Origin of the sequence: Vibrio sp. L85 (assembly GCF_963871815.1) — a bacterium.
Lineage (GTDB): Bacteria > Pseudomonadota > Gammaproteobacteria > Enterobacterales > Vibrionaceae > Vibrio > Vibrio harveyi.
In genome coordinates this window covers 1-19,768 of the sequence record NZ_CAWMYL010000022.1, presented here as the reverse complement: position 1 = coordinate 19,768, position 19,768 = coordinate 1, and the positions used below count along the sequence as shown (strand labels likewise).

Here is a 19,768-nt window from a genome sequence, read left to right as displayed (position 1 = left end):
GAAACGAAATGGGTCAGCGCTTATGGCGCCATTTGACCACCATTTACATCCAGAACTTGACCAGTGATGTAACCCGCACATGCATGTGAAGCGAAGAAAGCAAATGTTGGTGCAACTTCGTCGATTCGACCAAAGCGTCCCATTGGAATGCCATTTGCGATCGCCGCTTTCAACTCATCAGACTTACCATCGTGGAATGCTGTGTCGATTGTGCCCGGTGAAACGATGTTGAAACGGATATTGTCTTTAGTGAACTCTTTCACCCAGTTACGGTGAATGTCATGCAACCACGCTTTTGATGCTGCGTAGATACCTGCACCAACACCACCACCTTCGCGAGCAGCGATAGAACCAGTACTAATCACACAAGCAGTTTCACCAGATTCTGCAGCCGACGTACGTAGGTGTGGGATTGAATATTTGGTTGTCATTAACGCTGAACGTGCGTTCAGATCCATTACACGGTTGTAAAACTCATCATCAATGTTTTCTAGGTTTTCACGACCGCCAAGACCACCAGCGTTGTTGATTAGCACGTCCATGCCACCGAAATGATCAGTGAACTCCTTAACCAGTTTTTCGCAATCAGCGGTCACCATAAGATTCGCTTGGAAAAACTTCACATCACCACCAAGTGCGGTAAGCTCGGTTACCGCAGCATCGGCATCCGGGCCAGCTTGATGACTGTTGATGCCGATTTTTGCGCCGTATTTTGCAAACACACGTGCAGCCGCTAAGCCCATACCTGCTGTAGAGCCAGTGATAAGTACGCGTTTACCTTTCAAATCGTTAAACATTACGGTTTACCTATGTTAGTTATTCGTGCTGAACGAATAAATCATACAATAAGATCTTTCTCCTGCAAGCGTATTTACTATCAATTGAGTGAGAACTGGCAAAATTCGTCAATTTTGAACCGCAATTGTGCTTCTGGTCACAGTGTGCTGGATTTTTGAGCTATTATTTGTATGAATAATTTAACAAGTTGATAGCGTTCAAAACGATTGAGAGAATAGGCTGAAGTCAACGCAAACATTGATTGTGCCTGCTGCAAAGAAAGGTTCTGTGACCCCTCTTATATTACGTTAACATCCGCTTGGTACAGGGGGGTAGGAGTGCTATAGTACGGCTTAAATAATACATATTTAGCAATTAAGTGAAGATTATGTCTGGCGAATTTCATTCTATCTCAGGCTCGAAGCGAAGCCTTCATGTGCAAGTTGCACGTGAAATCGCTCGTGGCATTTTGTCTGGTAAGCTCCCTCAAGGTTCTATCCTACCCGGTGAAATGGTTCTTTGTGAGCAATTTGGCATTAGCCGCACCGCATTACGTGAAGCAGTAAAATTGCTGACGTCTAAGGGTCTGTTAGAGTCTCGTCCTAAAGTTGGTACGCGTGTTATCAACCGCGCTTACTGGAACTTTTTGGATCCTCAATTAATTGAATGGATGGACGGACTTGCTGACACTGACCAATTCTGTAGTCAGTTCCTAGGTTTACGCCGAGCTATCGAACCGGAAGCCTGTGCACTCGCAGCTATCCACGCGACAGCAGAGCAACGAATTGAATTATCGGAAACTTTCCAACAAATGGTTGAAGTGGCAGAAGCCGAAGAATTTGACCAAGCACGTTGGATGGAAGTCGATACCCGTTTCCACAGCCTAATCTTCAATGCGACAGGTAACGATTTCTACCTCCCGTTTGGCAATATTCTGACGACCATGTTCGTGAACTTCATTGCCCACTCTTCGGAAGAAGGTAGCACGTGTATCAAAGAACACCGCCAAATTTACGATGCAATCATGGCAGGTAACCCGGATAAGGCTCGCCAAGCTTCGGCAAACCACCTACTCGATTCAAAGCACCGCCTGACCGCAGTCAACTAAAGCACTTTCTAGATCTGACATTAAAAAGCACGCCCTAGCGCGTGCTTTTTTGTCTACTCTTTCCTTCTTATCCTCTCAGAATCCCTTCTGACCTTCACAAAAATTTTCCTAATCAATGACACTTTGCATGATTTTAGATATATAATAATACAAATAAAATTATCTAATGTGCCGTGTTATGACTGAATCTCTGCTGCCAAACATCTTGCAATTTATTGGGCAAATCGACCCATTCGACAAAATTCCAAAACCGGCTTTGCGTGAACTCGCATCGCACGTGCAGATTACTTACCTTGGCAAAGGTGAAGTCATTGACCAATGCGTGACTGGGCAAGAGAAATCACTCTATATCATCCGCACAGGCTCCATGGAACAAAGAAAGTCTGATGGTGTGCTGCGCGCGAAACTGGGTCCTGAAGACATTTTCGGTTTTACTTTTCTTGGTAGCCAAATAGACAGCAATAAGGGCTATCGAGCCATCGCTATCGAGAACTCGCTGGTGTACGTAATTCCTAATTCTGCTCTCAAAAAATTGTTTGAAGCGCACCCTGAATGTGCGGAGCATTTTGCTTCACAGGCACAGGTTCGTTTGAAATCAGCACTGGATGTCGTTTGGTCCAACAAAGAGAAAGGTTTGTTCATTCGCCGAGTTGGTGAAGTCGCCAGTGGTCGCGTTGCTGTAGTGACAGCCGACCAGTCGATTCAAACCGTTGCCAACGAAATGCTAACTAAGTGCTCACCTTGTGCCGTGGTTTATGAGAATGACAAAATCGTCGGTTTAATTACCGACCGCGATATGACCAAGCGTGTTATCGCGCAAGGGGTAAGTACCGACAGCCCTATTTCAGAGGTCATGACGCACGATCCACAGACCATCAAACCGGATGACCTGGTTTTACACGCTGCATCTATGATGATGCAACACAATATCCGCAATCTACCGCTGGTCGAGAGCAATAAGGTCGTAGGTGTTCTTACTACGACGCACCTTGTACAAAATCACCGCGTACAAGCGATCTTCTTAATCGAAAAAATCAAATATGCGGGCAGCGTAAAATCACTGTCGAGCTTTACCCCAGAGCGCCAAGCTATCTTTGAAGCTCTGGTTGATGGACACGTTTCACCGGAAGTCATCGGTAAAGTGATGACGATGATCATGGACGCTTACACGCGCCGCTTGATTCAAATCGCGATTGATAAACTTGGCCCTCCACCATGTAAGTTCTCATGGATTGTGGCAGGTTCGCACGCTCGTAACGAAGTCCACATGCTGTCGGATCAAGACAGTGCGATTGTCCTTGCTGACCACGCGACGGAGAATGACCGAATTTACTTCAAGCATCTTGCTATGATCGTCAGTAACGGCCTTGCGAGTTGTGATTATCCTTTGTGTCCTGGCAAATTTATGGCCGCAACGCCAAAGTGGTGCCAACCTTTAAGTGTCTGGAAGAAGTACTACAAGAAATGGGTTGCCAACCCAGAGTACGAACGTTTACTGAACATCAGTGTGTTCTTGGAAATTCGTACCCTTTATGGCAATAAAGATTACGAAAGTATCTTGCGAGATGAACTGCACACCAACATTCGCAGTAACCGTGAATTCCTTTCCATGCTGGTGAATGATGCGGTAAACACGAACCCTCCGCTTGGCATCTTCAACAGTTTGGTCTTGGAGAAATCCGGCGAGAATAAGAAGACGCTAGACGTGAAAAAGTACGCCATCAACCTAATCATTGATTTGGCGCGCATTTACGGTTTAGCAGTTGAGTGTGATTTAACTGCGACCGACGAGCGCTTCAAAGCCGCCAATGAAGCGGGTGTATTGAGTGAAGATGCGTACAAGAACATCCTGAACGCGTACCAGTTCATCTTATCGTTCCGTTTTGGTCATCAGTTAGAGGCGCTTAAACGCGGTGAAGAACCAAATAACCACATCGACCCAAACACGTTCGGTAGCTTTGAACGCCAACACCTGAAAGACGCCTTCCGTATTATTGCAGATTTGCAAGAAGCCGCGAAAGTGCGCTTTGGGAGCCGTTAATGAAGCGGATCTTAGACCACTTTCATCCTTGCTCACGCCTGAATCGAAAGCGTGAGCAATACGCGAAGCAAACAACAATGCCAGAGCACATCAAAGCGTTGGTTCAAACGCCATATTTGGACGCCACGCAATTCGCTCAGGATGCCAGCTATATTGTATTGGATTTGGAAACGACAGGATTAGACAGCGAAGAAGATTTGATTTTATCAATCGGCTGGGTCGACATTGTTCATGGCAAAGTAGATCTTGCCACCAGTCAGCACATGTACATTAATAGCGATTCGCAAATCAAGCCAGAAACTGCCGTGATCAACCATATTACGCCGCAAATGCTGTCTGAAGGCGTTTCTATCCATGATGCAATGCGTGCATTCTTCTGCGCAGCCAAAGGCAAGATTTTAGTCGCTCACGCTTGTGTCGTCGAAACTCAGTTCATCAATCAGTATCTTCAGCGCGTGTTTAAACTCTGCGAGCCGCCCTTGGTTTGGCTCGACACCATGTGCATTGAAAAGCACTTACAAAAAGCGATCAATCCTCGTGACGAAATTGATGTCACCCTGTCAGGCACTCGCGCTCGTTATGGCTTGCCTGAGTACAACGGACATAATGCGTTAGCGGACGCGGTCGCGACAGCAGAGTTGTTGTTGGCACAAAAAACTCGAATTACACCTCAAGGAAAAACTACCATCGGTACCCTTTATCGATTGAGTCTCTAGCTCACGATACATTCGAATATGAAAAAATCTGACGTATCTAGCGCCAGCTTCCTTTTGGTGGCGGCGTACTTGGTTGCGTCTCTTTCGAACGTGTCACTCAAAATGCTCAATGGCGAAGTCCCCACTTTTTAATATGTCTTTATTCGCCAGTAAATCCGACAAGTTACCAATCAAAGTGGATTAAACATCGATCATGCGGACGTTTTTAGGTTCATGTTGATATGCTTTTGTACTGTAATCATGCGAAAGCCATACAAAAATAGCCCGCTTCGGGGCGGGCTATTGGAAAGACTCTAAATTTGTATTCGCTTGGATTAGAAGCTGTACGTGACACCAACACGGCTACGTAGCTGGCGCGATGAGCTGTCATCACAAGAGCTGTTACACTGAACGTTACCGAACTCAACGTATGGACGCCAATCCCAACCTTTCTCTTTGTAACCCACTTTTAGGTTGTAATCCCACTCGTATTTACCGTCACGGTTGCCAAGCTTCCACTCATCACTGAAGAAATCTTCTTTGTAGTTCGCTTCAAAGCCAAATTGCCATGCGTTCCAGTTGTAATCGATATTACCTGTGATCTTGCCTGCGTTTAGTGAGTCATGTTGCTGACCATCTAAGCCCGTTGAAGTTTTACCCGATGCGTAGTTGCGGAATTCGTGGCGGTAGCGAAGCTTCGTTGTGATACCAGAATCGAATTTGTATTGAACGCGAACCTGAGGTTTGTATGTCACGGCTTCGTCACCAAACGTAATTGGCATCGAAGTAGTAATACGCCAGTGGTCATCCAATTTGAAGTGGTAACCATATTCAAACTCACTGTCACCGCGCTGAAGTTCACTTAGGTTGCCTGTGTGCTTCATTTCAACGCCGTAGTAATGATTGCCAGTGCTACCACTGATCTTAATACGACCTGCCCATTGTTCTGAATCGTGTTTGTATTCTTCACGGAAGTCTAGTGATGCGGCTGAAATACTGCCTGCAAAAAGGGTGGTCGCGATCGCTAAAGCAATTTGTTTTTTAGATGTCATAGTAGTGTTCCACTGTAGATAAATAGTTTTTCAAAGTGGCGACGCATTACACGCCGCCCTTCTACGGTTTTATTGTTTTGGGTAAAGCAATTCGATATCGCGCTGAGCCCAAACTTCTGCCAAATTCTTCTTCACTGTGAATCGGCTAAAGTCGGTTTCTGTTGCCAGTTTCACCCATTCAGGTTTCTCCATCGCCACACCTGCTTTTAGGTAAATTGGTGTCATGCGTTCTACTCGGCGTGGATTGTCTTTTGCGGTGTATGGCCAGTCAGACGCTGGGTCTTGATAAGTCGCCATTAGCTGAATGCCTTGTGCTAACGAGCCACCTTTCTTGTTTTGGTAGTGCCAGAGGTCGATGCCCACTTTGTCACCGATTTGAGCGATGCCGACCAATGGATCTAAGCTGAAGTAGTGGTAGTGGTAAGCACGAGTGCGTTCGATTTCATGAGGTTGAGAACCGTCTTTTTCAAACTGAGTGTCTACACGCATCTTGCCCTTTTGAACCATCTGTTTTGCTAGAGGCTCATTACCTAAGAAGTAAGCAATACTCGCGACTTGGAAGTCATACCAAGTGCCGTGGTTGTTCGCCGCTGCCGCTTCGCCTTTCGGACCACCTGATAAGTCATCAACAATCAACCAATCTAAGTACTCGCCGTACCATTGTGTGATTTGCTGTTCGTCTTTATCCGTCCAAGCTGGAGAAAGCGATAGGATGGCAATGGAATCTAGCATGCGATCTGCCAGCGTACGTGTATCAATGATGCCGCCACGACGTCCTTCTGCTCGTCCAGGAACACCCTGCCCATAATTCACGTTCGGGTTCATCTTGGTTTCGTCATTCATAAACCAAGTGCGAACATACTCAATACCTTGGTTTGCGTATTTCTCGTCTTGACTGAAGTAATAAGCCAATGCAAGTGCACGAACAGAGCGCGTGAAATGACCTATGCGTTTAGAATCTGTTTCCGCCGTTTTCGAAGCAGGGTTAGTTTTGCCATCATGGCGGACCCAAGGAAGACCATCTTCTTTGGATTCATCTGGCCACCAGTAAGGGCTGATACTCATGTAATCGTTTTTGCTACCGCTTGGTGGAGTCATGCCTTTCGCGGTAACCGTGAACGGGCCATCTTTCATTGCCAGTTCTGCTTCTTCAATCAGACGATCGTACGCGTCTTTCATTGAATCGCTCGCTTTATCTGACTGTAAAACAGCGCGATTTTGTTCAAGCGTTGCTTCATCAAGAAACACAAAGTCTGCAGCAAGAGTGTTAGCACTGAAAAGAATGGTGCTGAGGCAGGTTGCTAGATGTAGAGGTCGTAGGGATTTCATTATTATCGGCCTTTTATCTTGAGTTAAAATACTACAAATATAGTACCTAGTCGATGTTGAGTGATCTGTGAATTAGATCTAATTGTATGATTTATCCACCTTATAAAGCTTTATTACAACTTCCACTTAATTAAATAAACTATTGATATTAAATACATTAAGACTATTTCACTGTTTTTAATTGTCTTAATATTTAGGGAAAAAGTGTGCTCTGCCGCATATTTTTACACCAACTTAGTTTACCTTTATTTGTAATACAATATAATCATTTGGAGATTTTGAGACACAGAACATAAAGTTACTGTTGACGTGTGCTTTTCGCCATGATCTTTCCTACATAGAGTCAAATTACAGGTTAAGCATCCTTGGTTTTTAGAGGTGAAATGAAGAGGGCTCGACGCAACAGAAGCGAAGATCACTTGTGTAAGGCTGAGACATAAGTAGATAGAAAGGTGAGCAAGCAGCAGAAATAGCCAATAGAGGCAAAGCAAAGCGAGCAGGATGGATTCACCCGGTGAAAATTTCAACATTGAAGAATACTGTTTTGTCATCCCTACTCACTTTTGCTCAAGTTTTAATGGTCCTGAGCAGCTTGTTGTTACTCCCTACCGTTGTCGTTCTCATTGGACTTAAGTGGGTGTAGAGATTGTTCTTTTTGTCGCCACGCCCCATCTCGACCGGCGACCAGCGACCAGTTTAGGCTTGCTATTGACGGACAATAAGCCAATGAGAACGCTTTACTCGTCAGTAATCATTAATTAAGTGGAGAAAGTTAAGCGGAGATCGTTAATACCAATCGGCATAAGTAAAGCGCCGAGATCGATCAGACGAGGATGATGACTTGTGTCGATTGGTATAGTTGCTCCCATATCATAACAACACTTTACAGAGCCTAGCTTTGTTGAACTTTGCAATGATTGTCGAAGATCTTACAGCGTAACGTGCTTAGCAGCGATGAGAGATATACCCCTCGAGTATCTTTCAGCTACATCCAGAACCGCGTTTCACTGTTCTATTGCAATCCAACAGAGCTATTGGCTCAGACGGTATCAATACCGTTTTTCGCCCACGCATTACAGGCATGTCGTGGGCGTTTTTTTATCTGAAATAGTCATACAAATCTAATAATACTTCCTACCTTCTTACACCGTTATACCCTTTGATATCTAAACCTAGAAATCCTACTGAACGTACCTCGTACACATCCAATTTATTGATAGATTAATGTGATGTTGTAGTGGTTTTCCTTTCCCTTTTTGAGTGCAATGTCAATATTCGATCACTTGTATGATTATTGAAACAACCCATTCCGGATCATTCGTCACGCTTTTGAGTTATTGTACTACAAATAAACAGACTGATAGTTAGTATTACCTCAAGACATTAAATAACTATCAAAAGGTCTAAAGATGGAACTCAATACCCTTATTGTAGGCATCTACTTTCTATTCTTAATTGCAATAGGTTGGATGTTCAGAACGTTTACCAGTACCACCAGTGACTACTTCCGAGGCGGCGGCAGCATGCTTTGGTGGATGGTAGGTGCAACCGCATTTATGACGCAGTTCAGTGCATGGACGTTTACTGGTGCAGCTGGTAAAGCCTATGCTGATGGCTTTGCGGTGGCCGTCATCTTCTTAGCTAACGCATTCGGTTACCTAATGAACTACCTCTACTTTGCGCCTAAGTTCCGTCAGCTACGCGTCGTGACGGTTATAGAGGCAATTCGTATGCGTTTCGGTAAGTTCAACGAGCAAGTGTTTACTTGGTCTGGCATGCCAAACAGCGTAATCTCAGCAGGTATCTGGTTGAATGGTCTGGCAATCATCGCATCGGGCATATTCGGCTTCGATATGACCACCACAATCATAGTGACAGGCCTTGTTGTACTTGTAATGTCGGTAACGGGCGGCTCTTGGGCGGTTATCGCTTCTGACTTCATGCAGATGGTCATCATTATGGCAGTAACGGTAACCTGTGCGGTTGTGGCGATCGTTCAAGGCGGTGGCGTTACAGAGATCATCAATAATTTCCCTGTAGAAGAAGGCGCATCATTTGTTTCAGGTAACAACCTGAATTACCTAAGCATCTTCGGTATTTGGGCATTCTTTATCTTCTTTAAGCAGTTCAGTATCACCAACAACATGCTGAACTCTTACCGCTACCTTGCAGCAAAAGACTCTAAGAACGCGAAAAAAGCAGCTCTATTGGCTTGTTTATTAATGACAATGGGTCCACTCATTTGGTTCATGCCTTCTTGGTTCATTGCAGGTCAAGGTATTGACCTAGCAGCACAATACCCAGATGCAGGTTCTAAAGCTGGTGACTTCGCGTACCTTTACTTCGTACAAGAGTACATGCCAGCAGGTATGGTGGGTCTACTGATTGCCGCCATGTTCGCAGCGACCATGTCTTCTATGGACTCTGGTCTAAACCGCAACTCAGGCATCTTCGTTAAGAACTTCTACGAGCCAATCCTTCGCCCTCAAGCAACAGAAAAAGAGCTGGTGGTGGTATCTAAGCTGACCTCGACGTTCTTTGGTGTCGCCATCATCTTGGTTGCTCTGTTCATCAACTCACTGAAGGGGCTGAGCCTGTTCGACACCATGATGTATGTGGGCGCGTTAATCGGCTTCCCAATGACCATCCCTGCGTTCTGCGGCTTCTTTATTAAGAAAACGCCAGACTGGGCTGGCTGGGGCACGCTAGTCATGGGTGGTATCGTTTCTTACTTTGTTGGCTTCGTCATCACAGCAGACATGGTTCAAAACTGGTTTAACCTAGAGCCGTTAACAGGTCGCGAATGGTCTGACTTGAAAGTTGCTATCGGTCTGATCGCTCACCTAGTCTTCACCGCTGGCTTCTTCATGATGTCGACATTGTTCTACAAGCCGCTTTCAGAAGAACGTCAAAAGAACGTAGACAAATTCTTCGAAAACCTAGCGACACCACTTGTATCTGAGTCTACAGAACAGAAGAAACTGGATAACAAACAACGCCGCATGCTTGGCTCACTGATTGCAGTCGCAGGTGTTGGCGTGATGACCATGTTCGTTCTGCCTAACCCAATGTGGGGACGCCTAATCTTCGTCTTCTGTGGTGTGATTGTTCTTGCTGTTGGTCTACTGCTTGTAAAAGCGGTTGACGACAAAGTAGAGCAAGCTTCAGAAACGGTTACAGAAAGCTAGATTCCTCCCTTCTCTAATTAAGCGGTCGTCTTCCGACCGCTTTCTACTTAAAAAAGATCATGACTATGAAAAAAACAATGCTTGCTGGCGTGGTTGCCGCGTCCATTTCTGCCCTAACCCTAGTAGGTTGTAACACTTCACCTTCTCAAACCACGGAAGCCGCGGCTCCCGCTGTTGTTGAAACCGCAGTGAATGACATCACTCGCGATTACTTGCTTGCTACGGATCGCTTAAACACAGTAGATGGCAGCGCACTTCAAGCGCAATCCGCAGACACCGTGCAAGCATTGAAACAACAAATGGAGAATGCCGCAGACGGTACAACAATTACGATTCCTGCGGGTAAATACGCGGATCTTGATATCGTCACGGTAAAAGCCAACGACATTACCATCAAGGCGGAGCAACCTGGCAGCGTTTGGCTCACGGGTTTGGCTCAGCTTCGTCTTGAAGGTAACAACATCACTGTCGACGGTTTGGTGTTTACCAAAGGCGGTCCTGCTGAACGTTTCGGTGGTGTGCGTATGATGGGTAACAACAACACTTTACAAAACTCTACGTTCTACTACTTCAACCACGCTTACGAATACCAACCGGACGAACGTCGCTCGGAATACCCGAAATACTTGTGGGTTTCACTTTGGGGTAAAGATGGCAAGGTGATCAATAACCGTTTTGAAGGTAAGCAAAAGCGCGGCACTTTGATTGGTGTACAAAAAGATGACACACCAGATAACCACCTTATTGCTAACAACATTTTCTTGGACCAAAAGCCAAATCAGTTCAATGAATTCGACATCAAAGATGCGATTCGTTACAACGGTAACAGCTGGGAAGCAATTCGAATCGGCGATTCAAAATCGTCTCAATGGGCGTCAAACTCTAAGTTCACCAATAACCTGCTGATTGATATGGATGGTGAACGCGAGCTGATTTCGATTAAGTCAGGTGGCAATGAAATCTCTGGCAATACTATCTTTGAAAGTGCGTCTCTGATTTCTCTTCGTCACGGTAAAGCGAACGTAGTGAAAGACAACGTGATTCTAGGTAACGAAAAACTACTTACTGGCGGTATGCGTATTTACGATGAAGACCACGTGATAGAGAACAACTACATCACTGGCACGCGTGGTCGTGATGGCAAAATTGAAGGCAATGCGGATCTACGTGGCGGCATCGTAATCAATACGGGCATCATTGATGTGGCAAACGGCGAGAAGCTCGACCAAGCAGTGAAAGGCAAAGAGCTCAACAAACAATGGACACCAAAGAACATCACCATTCGTAACAACACCCTTGTAGATACGGAATGGGGCATTGTCTACGGCAACCAAACGCACCGTGTGAGCCTGTTCAACAACAGTGAAGTGAAGAACATTTTCGCTGGCGTGGACGTTCACTTCGATAGCAACGTGGTTGACAACCATCAGCAAAAGCAATTCGTCAGTGTACGTGCGACAGAAGAGTTACCGTTGGTCAATCCTACCTACAACAACGAAGTGTACGTCGGCACGGTGACTAACGCAGAACAAATCGCTTCTTACTCAGTAGAACTGCCGAAGAGCGAGCAAGCAAAAGGCTTTACCCAATACCAAGGCGTTGGTGCGGATACGAGCAAGCTGTCTGTAGTAACGGCAGAAACAGCTGGTCCTGATTACCTCCTTGCAAATACCCAAAAGTAATTCTGCTTTAGAGTTTGCTTCCAGTCTGGTGATACAAGCCAGACTGGTTTCCCTCTCCTTTCACCAGTAACCCCACAATAACTGAAGAAAATTTCACCACCCTACTGTCTCCCAAGATTGAGTTGTGGTTTAATTGTATGACAATTATAAAACTCTTTTCTTTTGCTGCGGATACACTCATGGATGCTGTTTTACATCAGTTGCAATTCTCGTTATCGATCACTGGTCCCATCTGCTTAATGCTGGTTTTGGGCGTTGTCTTCAAACGCATAGGACTTATCAACGACAACTTTATCGAAATCGGCTCTAAACTGGTGTTTCAGGTCACGCTGCCTGCGATGTTGTTCTTAAGTATCGTCGTCTCCGAGCACGATTTCTCCGCGGCTAGCGGCTTCGTCAATTACGGTATTGTTGCCAGCATCGCGTTTTTCATTTTCACCTATGTTTCCGTCAAGCTGTTCTTCAAATCGTCACCCGATCAAGGCGTTTTAATCCAAGGTGGCTTTCGCGCCAATACGGGCATCATCGGCATTGCGTATGTGGCGAATGCTTACGGTTCACAAGGTGTGGCGCTGGCTGCACTTTATGTTGCGGTAACCACCTTTATCTATAACGTACAAGCGGTAATTTGTTTGTCTCCAACAGGCGCAACGTCTGGATCTCAAGCCGCCAAAATGATGGTGAGAACCTTAACGCGCAACCCGCTGATCATCGCGATCGTCTCTGGCATGGTGTTCTACCTTCTGTCGATTCCTGTTCCAGATGTAGCGATTGATGCTGGTAACTACCTATCGAAGATGACGCTTCCCCTCGCCCTCTTGTGTACCGGTGGCTCACTCGATTTAAGTTTGATGAAGAAAGAGAAAGGGCCGTCTTGGTTTGCCAGCAGCTACAAACTGGTCGTCGCCCCTATCGTGATTACCACAGGTGCATATTTAGTTGGCTTTCGAGGGATTGAGCTTGGCATTTTGTTCTTTATGAACGCTTCTCCCGTTGCGGCGGCAAGTTATGTCATGGCACGCTCTATGGGAGGTAATTCTGTCTTAGCGGCAAACATCATCGCTTTAACGACCGTACTCTCAACAATTACCTGTACATTGGGTATCGTCATTCTTAAGAGTTACAACCTAATTTAATCGGGACATAACCCCAAGTAGGAGAGTTCGGCATACGCTTCCCAGCAATTAACCGATATAATGCGCTAAAAAATAAGGATTTCTATAATGAAACTCATCGCATTATGTTTGGGCGTGTGTTTAAGTGTGGTCAGCCTAACGGCAAATGCAGCTTCAACGACTTATGTTCGCTATCAACACCTCGGGAAAATCAGTTACGGCAAGTTAGTAGAAGACTCAATCTATCCTCTTAAAGGGGATATTTTCTCCGATTCATCACTCTCACCTCGTCAAGTTTCCGTTGATGATGTCAGTCTGCTGCTTCCGACTAAGCCAGAAAAAGTATTCATCGTTCAAGCGAAAAAACAAGCAGATAAGGCGAAGAAAAGTGATTATCAGTTTTTCTTTAAACTGCCTTCAGCGTTAATTTCTACCGGCGCTCCAATCCAAGTACCATCTGATGCCGATAACATCGAGTATTCAAGCTCCCTCGTGGTCGTGATAGGAAAGCAAAGTAAGAACATCGATACCAAGCAAGCATCAGCCGTTATATTTGGACTCACCGTTGGGGGCGATCTTACGGAAACAAACTGGCTGCAGCATGATGCCCATTCGCTAAGAGCAAAAAGCGCAGACGGTTTTGCCCCAATTGCGAATGAGATCGTTCGCGGACTCGATTTCACCCAGATTCATGTTTCTTCGCAAATCAACGGTAAAGCCATTAACAATGACGCCTTTGCTGAAATGACCTATTCTCCAGCAGAAATCGTGAGTGAACTCAGTCAGTATTTCACACTCAAACCGGGCGATTTAATTTACATCGACTTACCAACTCACACTGTTGAAGTGAAAGATAACGATGTCGTTTCTGTTTCACTCAATGGCATCGTTAAAGTTGAAAACAAAATTATGTTTTAACCAATACAAAAAAGCCGAACAGCAGTCACTGTTCGGCTTTTTATTTTGCGCGACATGAATCCTCTTACTGATTCGGCACGCCATTAAGAAACTCTTGAAAGCTCGGCGCTCGTACTCGGCTCAGTACCCTTCTCATGTCTTCCATCAAGCTGTCATCAGACCAATCAACACGAATATCGATCGGCGCATGAGTATAACTTTCTATACGAAGAGAGGCAGAATAGGTACCGCGCCTATCCCCTCCCGCTTCCAATGCGGCTTCTAGTGCAGAAATAAGCACTTCCGCTAGCGTTGCCTCATAGTTATCACGATATTGCGGTTTGCCCCCGGCTCTCACTTGCTCGGCATTGATCACAGTCTGAGCTAGGAACGAATCTGCAAACGCCTCAATAACCGCATCACTTTCAAGCATGTTTCCGGCAACCGCCAAATCTTGAAGTGCTAGGGAGCCGACGTACGCGATGTTCTCTTCGCCGTTTATAAACGCGGTATGGCCATGTTTGTCCATTACCATACATTGGCGCTTGGCGAATTCCGCATCACCTTCTTTCAAACGGTCAATCACCTCATGACAAGACAGTCCTTGAGATAACCATCGCTTGGCATTGTCTGCATACCAAGGATTGGTAAACAAACCTTGAGTTGCACAGGCGCCAACTCCACGCCAACTGTGGTTCACATAACCACCAACGGCAACGCCGCCAGTGGCTGTGATGGAAGCCGATAATCCCGTTTCAGGATTAACATGAATAAGTGAAATCGTCATAGATTCTCGATATAAAAGACGTTAGTAGCCGACCATTTGTCCAATAAACAGCGCCAACCAACACAAGGCGTAAACAAATACCATGAATGGCATAATTGCCTTTAGCCACTGCTCATAAGAGACGCGACCCAGCGCCAACATGGCTAGCGTACCACCAGAAGTCGGTACAATAAGGTTGGTAAGACCATCACCTACTTGGAATGCAGTGATCATAAGCTGACGGCTCATGCCAGTAAGATCTGCAACAGGAATTAGGATCGGCATGGTCACCATCGCTTGACCAGAACCCGATGGCACAAATAGGTTGATCACACCTTGCACCACACTTGCGACAATCGCAGAGATAGCAATCGGCATATCTTGGATAAGTGAGCTTAGCGCGTTAACGATGGTATCGATGATTTGCGCTTGGTCGAGAATGATTTGAATCGACGCCGCAACACCAATCACCAATGCACCTGCGGTTACGCCCGATGCACCTTCCATCATTTGCTTCACGATGCCATTCGCACTTAAACCGTTCACCGCACCGATCACAATTGCCATTAATAAGAACAGACCTGCGATCTCGTTGATGTACCAACCGTTAGCAAATACGCCGTAAAGCATCACACCAAGACCAGCTAGGAATACGCCTAGCGTCAGTTTGTCTTTCTTCTCTAGGTGGTATTCCGATAAATCTTTGCTTAAGCCTTCTGCTGAATCTGGCTCTTTAAACTCCATCTTCGCCACACGAGTACAGATGTAATAAGACAGCAATGCAAGAGAGGAAATTACCATCGCTGCACGCAACCAAGCGCCCGAGAAAGTAGGCAGTTCAGCAATACCTTGAGCCACACCTACGGTATAAGGGTTGATTGGTGACAGTGCAAAGCCTACACCGATACCGCCCACTGCCATTACCGTACCGACAAGGCTGGAGTAACCAACCGCAGCAGAAATCAGAACCGCAACCGGAACGAGTGCGATGTTGTTCTCAAAGCCTACCGCCACGCCAAAGAAACCGTAGATAAAGGTGCCGATTGTGATGATAAGATTACGGTTCTTCACGCCAGCTTTGTTTACCGCCACACCAATCGCGTTCTCAAGCGCACCAGTGCGTTGCAAGATGTGGAACAAACCACCAGCAATGAATACGATGAACAAGTAAGGTGCCGCGCTGATCAAACCTTTCGGAATCGCGACAAAAATGTCAAAGAAATGCACCGCAGGCACATCACTCAGATAAGCAAATGAGTTTGGGACAACGGTAGTACGACCGTCCACCACAACACGTGAGAACTCCCCGGCAGGCACAACAAAAGTCAGTAGATACGTTGCCACCAAAATCATAAAGATCAGGACCATTGGGTCCGGCATACTCTTGTACCAAGCCTTCTTCTCTGTTGTCTCCATCTTTTTTGTCATATCCATAACAAAATCTCTCCTTAGTATAGGAATGAAAACCCATTGGTATGAGCCTTCACGTTCACAAGCTAAAACCAAGTCTTGGTTTTGAAAGTAAAAAAGAGGATGAATCCCCACCCTCTCTTGTGTTATTTCGCTTTTAGTGGTGTTTCATCAGCATGCAGAAATGGTTCAGAACCTCGACTGCTGCTACTAGGTCTTGTTGTAAAATCGCTTCATCAGGATGATGGCTAACCCCGCCCGTACAACGCATAAACAACATCGCAATATCCGTCAGCTCACACACAGCCAGACCATCATGACCCGCGCCACTGAACAGATGTTTGGTGTCAATATTGGATAGCGCGATAGCTTGAGTAAGTGCCGAAGAAAGTGAATCAGAACAGGTGACAGCAGCTTGCTCATAAGTTTGTTCGTGGTGATACGCGAGGTTGTATTGCGCCATCAAGGTTTGAATGTTCTCCAGCATTTCTTTTCGTGCGGCAATGCGAGAGGCATCATTTGGGGAGCGCAGTTCGATAGTGATGTCCGTCTGCTGAGGAATCACATTCACACCATTTGGGAAGTTGGCGATTTTACCTACGACGCCCACTAGGTCGTCTTCACGTTTGCACAGTTGGTCAAACATATGAATGACCTGAGCTGCCCCAACTAGCGCATCTTGACGCATGTCCATTGGCACGGTGCCTGCGTGTCCGGCTTTGCCAACAATCGACAAAGTATGACGCTCAATCCCAGTGATGGCAGTAACCACACCGACTGGCAAGTTCGCTTGTTCAAGCTGTGGTCCTTGCTCAATATGCAGTTCCACAAAGCCCAACACCTTTTCTTTGCTGTAAGCGTCTTTTTCGATCTGATCTGGATGGCAACCAAACGACGTTAACGCTTCACGCATGGTCACGCCGTGGGCATCTCGCGCATCCAGCACACTTGGGTCAAACGTCCCAGATATCGCTTTTGAGCCAAGCAGTGTCGATTGGAATCGAGTGCCCTCTTCATCGCTAAAGGCAATCACATCAATATTGAATGGGAATTCGAATTTCTGTTGATGAAAATAGTGAATCAACGCAACCGGTAGAATCACACCCAAGATGCCATCGTATTTACCACCATTTGGCACCGTGTCTTGGTGAGAGCCAAAAATCAGCGTCTGGGCATTTGGATTTGGGCTGTGATAGCGACCAATAAGATTTGCAGCATTGTCCATGCGCACTTCCATACCAGACAGCAGCATCCACTCACGTAGTTTTTCATTCGCTTTTGCGTGCTCTTCACTGGCACATAAGCGAGTAACACCTTCGCTATCTGGGTCTTGGGTTTGACTACATTGAGCAATATCTTCCAACCACTCCCACGCTAGGCTGGCAGTTTCTACAAATTTTTTCATCTTGAATCGCTCTTTTTCTAACCATGTTCATTTTTAATTTATCATGATAAATATCAAATGAAAGACATTTATCATGATAAATAGACTTTTTTGTGAGAGTGATTCGATCGATAATCGGATGGTTTCATAATCAACAACCCGTACTTTTTCCAAAAAAAGAAACGTAGAAAACAGGTGACATCCTTTGAATTTCCTTCAGAATTCAATAGGGTCTGTTAACCTTTCGTGCTGATTTTTGCAGCGAATTGTTGGGTGTTTATACAAGGCAGAGACTTTGATGTGTAGTTAGCCTACATGAGAAGTCGATAACGAAGTAGAAATGGCCAACAAACGCTGCCCAAAGGGTTCGGGCTAGGCGCCCCCGCAAAATCGTTTTATGCTTTGTTAAGGAGTATTTGCTTAGAGTGACTAGGCGGCACACTCCGTGCGTCGCCTAAAACGACTTTATCTCGAACAAAATTTAACCACGAAAGATCAACAGACCCTAGATACCGCGAGAAAAACCAGCGAGGATAATGTGACAAGCAGCGCAAAAGGACGTAGAACTCAACAATTAGCCGAATCGATCAAAGCATGGATTGTCGATCAAGCTTTACAACCCGGCGATCGTCTCCCAAGCGAAATTGACGTGATGGAAACTTTTGATGCGTCAAAAAGCACAGTACGTGAAAGCATGCGTATCTTAGAGGCTCAAGGTATTCTCTCGACCAAGACTGGTCCAAAAGGCGGTGTGTTTGTTAGCGAAATGAGTGAGAACAAAGCTCAGGCACTACTGAGTAACTACCTGTTCTTCAAAGACGTTTCAATTTCTGATCTGTACCAGATCCGCTTATCTCTGGAACCAGAGATCGCAGCATCATTGGCGGGCACATTGACCGATGAGCAACTTGCTCGTCTCGATCAACAGATCGATAAGTACCAGACGCCACCGGAAGATGTGTATCAAGAGCGCGAACACCACATTGCATCGATTGAGTTTCACAGCCTCTTAGCGAGCTATTCTGGCAACGAGCTGCTGAAGTTTGTGGTTCGCTTTACTGCGCAAATGCTTACCGAGCTAACGATTTATCGCAAACTGTATGAACCGGGCAACCACAAGCTGTGGCAAACGGGTGTGCAAAGCCAACGTGCACTGGTTGAAGCATTGCGTAAAAGTGACGCATCAAAAGCCAAGCAAGTGATGGAACAACACATGCTGACCGCGCATCAATTGATGAAGAAACAAGAAGCTGAAGTGGCGAACCGGTTTCTCACAGAAAGCTAATTGGCCCGCCATCGTTTGAAATGCTGAATTAAGCGTGATTGGCTAAGGTCATTTTACGCACCAAACGGAAGAATTCATCGGATTCTTCTTCCGTCAGGCAAGAGAAGAAATCTTGCTTGAGGTTAGTCATGATGCGGTGCACTTTGCGTACCGCCTCTACCCCTTCTTTTGTGAGTGTCAGAATCTTTAATCTCTGATTGGTTTCGCTCTTAGAGACTTGCACAAAGCCACGCTTTTCTAAGTTGTCCACCATGCGTTTTGCGACACTTCGCTCTGTTAGTACCGCATCCGCCAATTCTTGCTGACTCATCGGTTGAAACTCTTCCAACGCTGCCAAGGCACTCGCCATTTCCAACGTCATCAAGTTCTGACGCGATAACTCTGCTTGTGCACGATTACGGAATGTTCGGTGCATCACACCACACACAAACATTGGGCTTTGATCCAACACGGATATCGGAGAAATCTTCTGATCTTTCATATTGCCTGTTCTACTTTCGGCTTTGTTTTCAATTGGATAGTCTGGTGCTTGCAAGAGATTCCCGACTGCGCTCCTTCGTCGCTTTCGGGAATGACGAGAAACACAACCGAGAGAGCAACATCCCGTCATTCCGACGAGCCTAGGCGAGATCAGGAATCTAATTGCCGCGAGCTCTTGGCTCAATATTTCTCATCAAGCCACAGCACTCGGTGAGCAGATTCTGAATCATGCTCGTCCCTCGCTGTTCAGAATGACGAGAAACATAACCGAGAGAGCAACATCCCGTCATTCCGACGAGCCTAGGCGAGCTCAGGAATCTAACTGCCACACGCTCTCACTCAATATTTCACATCAAGCCACAGCTCTCAGTGAGCAGATTATGAACCACGCTCGTCCCTCGCTGTTCAGAATGACGAGAAACATAACCGAGAGAGCAACACCCCCCTCATTCCGACGAGCCTAAGCGAGATCAGGAATCTAACTCCCACACGCTCTTGGCTCAATATTTCTCATCAAGCCACAGCTCTCAGTGAGCAGATTATGAACCACGCTCGTCCC

General features: G+C 45.9%; 15 protein-coding genes and 1 pseudogene. 9 read left to right on the top strand and 7 right to left on the bottom strand.

Annotated features, from left to right (window positions below; genetic code table 11):
* Positions 1-20: 20 nt before the first annotated feature.
* The gene (locus AACR11_RS04795; RefSeq protein WP_005450856.1) at positions 21-797 is read right to left on the bottom strand and encodes an SDR family NAD(P)-dependent oxidoreductase; all 777 of its coding nucleotides are present in this window, start codon (positions 795-797) and stop codon (positions 21-23) included.
* A gap of 368 nt (positions 798-1,165) precedes the next feature.
* Between AACR11_RS04795 and AACR11_RS04790 the strand changes: the two genes are divergently transcribed.
* The 4 genes and pseudogenes from AACR11_RS04790 to AACR11_RS04775 form a co-directional block, all read left to right on the top strand.
* On the top strand, positions 1,166-1,885 hold the full coding sequence (locus AACR11_RS04790; RefSeq protein ID WP_005450857.1) for a FadR/GntR family transcriptional regulator: 720 nt from the start codon (positions 1,166-1,168) through the stop codon (positions 1,883-1,885).
* A 178-nt stretch (positions 1,886-2,063) separates the two neighbouring features.
* Positions 2,064-3,926, top strand: coding sequence for a putative nucleotidyltransferase substrate binding domain-containing protein (locus AACR11_RS04785; protein WP_029789097.1), 1,863 nt, complete (start codon positions 2,064-2,066; stop codon positions 3,924-3,926).
* Positions 3,926-4,642, top strand: a complete 717-nt coding sequence (locus tag AACR11_RS04780) for a 3'-5' exonuclease (protein ID WP_029789096.1) — start codon at positions 3,926-3,928, stop codon at positions 4,640-4,642. Before AACR11_RS04785 ends, AACR11_RS04780 begins: the two co-directional genes overlap by 1 nt.
* A gap of 18 nt (positions 4,643-4,660) precedes the next feature.
* Positions 4,661-4,771: pseudogene (locus AACR11_RS04775) on the top strand (DMT family transporter); the annotation flags it as partial.
* A gap of 185 nt (positions 4,772-4,956) precedes the next feature.
* On the opposite strand, the gene AACR11_RS04770 reads toward AACR11_RS04775, so the two are convergent.
* Entirely contained in the window at positions 4,957-5,673 is a 717-nt protein-coding gene (locus AACR11_RS04770; protein ID WP_029789095.1) for an oligogalacturonate-specific porin KdgM family protein, read from the bottom strand.
* 69 nt (positions 5,674-5,742) lie between these two features.
* Complete coding sequence (locus tag AACR11_RS04765; RefSeq protein ID WP_079325572.1) at positions 5,743-7,002, bottom strand: alginate lyase family protein; 1,260 nt, start codon at positions 7,000-7,002, stop codon at positions 5,743-5,745.
* A 1,409-nt stretch (positions 7,003-8,411) separates the two neighbouring features.
* On the opposite strand from AACR11_RS04765, the gene AACR11_RS04760 reads away from it, so the two are divergent.
* From AACR11_RS04760 to AACR11_RS04745, 4 genes are all read left to right on the top strand, one after another.
* Complete coding sequence (locus AACR11_RS04760; protein WP_005450862.1) at positions 8,412-10,190, top strand: sodium:solute symporter family protein; 1,779 nt, start codon at positions 8,412-8,414, stop codon at positions 10,188-10,190.
* 65 nt (positions 10,191-10,255) lie between these two features.
* Entirely contained in the window at positions 10,256-11,872 is a 1,617-nt protein-coding gene (locus AACR11_RS04755; protein WP_005450863.1) for a polysaccharide lyase 6 family protein, read from the top strand.
* A gap of 179 nt (positions 11,873-12,051) precedes the next feature.
* Positions 12,052-13,008 carry an AEC family transporter gene (locus tag AACR11_RS04750; protein ID WP_029789092.1) on the top strand — a complete coding sequence of 319 codons (957 nt, stop codon included), beginning with the start codon at positions 12,052-12,054 and terminating at the stop codon, positions 13,006-13,008.
* A gap of 87 nt (positions 13,009-13,095) precedes the next feature.
* The gene (locus tag AACR11_RS04745) at positions 13,096-13,905 is read left to right on the top strand and encodes a fumarylacetoacetate hydrolase family protein (protein ID WP_033001309.1); all 810 of its coding nucleotides are present in this window, start codon (positions 13,096-13,098) and stop codon (positions 13,903-13,905) included.
* Between the two features lie 64 nt (positions 13,906-13,969).
* On the opposite strand, the gene AACR11_RS04740 is transcribed toward AACR11_RS04745, so the two are convergent.
* The 3 genes from AACR11_RS04740 to AACR11_RS04730 all read right to left on the bottom strand — a co-directional run bounded on the left by AACR11_RS04740 (position 13,970) and on the right by AACR11_RS04730 (position 17,465).
* Entirely contained in the window at positions 13,970-14,671 is a 702-nt protein-coding gene (locus AACR11_RS04740; RefSeq protein WP_029789090.1) for a DUF1028 domain-containing protein, read from the bottom strand.
* Positions 14,672-14,692: 21 nt separating this feature from the next.
* Positions 14,693-16,084 (bottom strand): YfcC family protein, encoded by a 1,392-nt coding sequence (locus AACR11_RS04735; protein ID WP_009698222.1) that lies wholly within the window; start codon positions 16,082-16,084, stop codon positions 14,693-14,695.
* 133 nt (positions 16,085-16,217) lie between these two features.
* The gene (locus tag AACR11_RS04730) at positions 16,218-17,465 is read right to left on the bottom strand and encodes an allantoate amidohydrolase (protein WP_029789089.1); all 1,248 of its coding nucleotides are present in this window, start codon (positions 17,463-17,465) and stop codon (positions 16,218-16,220) included.
* Between the two features lie 517 nt (positions 17,466-17,982).
* Between AACR11_RS04730 and AACR11_RS04725 the strand changes: the two genes are divergently transcribed.
* Positions 17,983-18,729 (top strand): FadR/GntR family transcriptional regulator, encoded by a 747-nt coding sequence (locus AACR11_RS04725; protein WP_029789087.1) that lies wholly within the window; start codon positions 17,983-17,985, stop codon positions 18,727-18,729.
* 28 nt (positions 18,730-18,757) lie between these two features.
* Here the strand turns inward: AACR11_RS04725 and AACR11_RS04720 are convergent, their stop codons facing one another.
* Positions 18,758-19,210, bottom strand: coding sequence for a MarR family winged helix-turn-helix transcriptional regulator (locus tag AACR11_RS04720; protein ID WP_005446725.1), 453 nt, complete (start codon positions 19,208-19,210; stop codon positions 18,758-18,760).
* Positions 19,211-19,768: the final 558 nt, after the last annotated feature.

Excerpts from the sequence above, each read along its gene's own strand:
- AACR11_RS04795 (WP_005450856.1), bottom strand. The coding sequence starts at position 797 with ATGTTTAACGATTTGAAAGGTAAACGCGTACTTATCACTGGCTCTACA.
- AACR11_RS04790 (WP_005450857.1), top strand. The coding sequence starts at position 1,166 with ATGTCTGGCGAATTTCATTCTATCTCAGGCTCGAAGCGAAGCCTTCAT.
- AACR11_RS04785 (WP_029789097.1), top strand. The coding sequence starts at position 2,064 with ATGACTGAATCTCTGCTGCCAAACATCTTGCAATTTATTGGGCAAATC.
- AACR11_RS04780 (WP_029789096.1), top strand. The coding sequence starts at position 3,926 with ATGAAGCGGATCTTAGACCACTTTCATCCTTGCTCACGCCTGAATCGA.
- AACR11_RS04770 (WP_029789095.1), bottom strand. The coding sequence starts at position 5,673 with ATGACATCTAAAAAACAAATTGCTTTAGCGATCGCGACCACCCTTTTT.
- AACR11_RS04765 (WP_079325572.1), bottom strand. The coding sequence starts at position 7,002 with ATGAAATCCCTACGACCTCTACATCTAGCAACCTGCCTCAGCACCATT.
- AACR11_RS04760 (WP_005450862.1), top strand. The coding sequence starts at position 8,412 with ATGGAACTCAATACCCTTATTGTAGGCATCTACTTTCTATTCTTAATT.
- AACR11_RS04755 (WP_005450863.1), top strand. The coding sequence starts at position 10,256 with ATGAAAAAAACAATGCTTGCTGGCGTGGTTGCCGCGTCCATTTCTGCC.
- AACR11_RS04750 (WP_029789092.1), top strand. The coding sequence starts at position 12,052 with ATGGATGCTGTTTTACATCAGTTGCAATTCTCGTTATCGATCACTGGT.
- AACR11_RS04745 (WP_033001309.1), top strand. The coding sequence starts at position 13,096 with ATGAAACTCATCGCATTATGTTTGGGCGTGTGTTTAAGTGTGGTCAGC.
- AACR11_RS04740 (WP_029789090.1), bottom strand. The coding sequence starts at position 14,671 with ATGACGATTTCACTTATTCATGTTAATCCTGAAACGGGATTATCGGCT.
- AACR11_RS04735 (WP_009698222.1), bottom strand. The coding sequence starts at position 16,084 with ATGGATATGACAAAAAAGATGGAGACAACAGAGAAGAAGGCTTGGTAC.
- AACR11_RS04730 (WP_029789089.1), bottom strand. The coding sequence starts at position 17,465 with ATGAAAAAATTTGTAGAAACTGCCAGCCTAGCGTGGGAGTGGTTGGAA.
- AACR11_RS04720 (WP_005446725.1), bottom strand. The coding sequence starts at position 19,210 with ATGAAAGATCAGAAGATTTCTCCGATATCCGTGTTGGATCAAAGCCCA.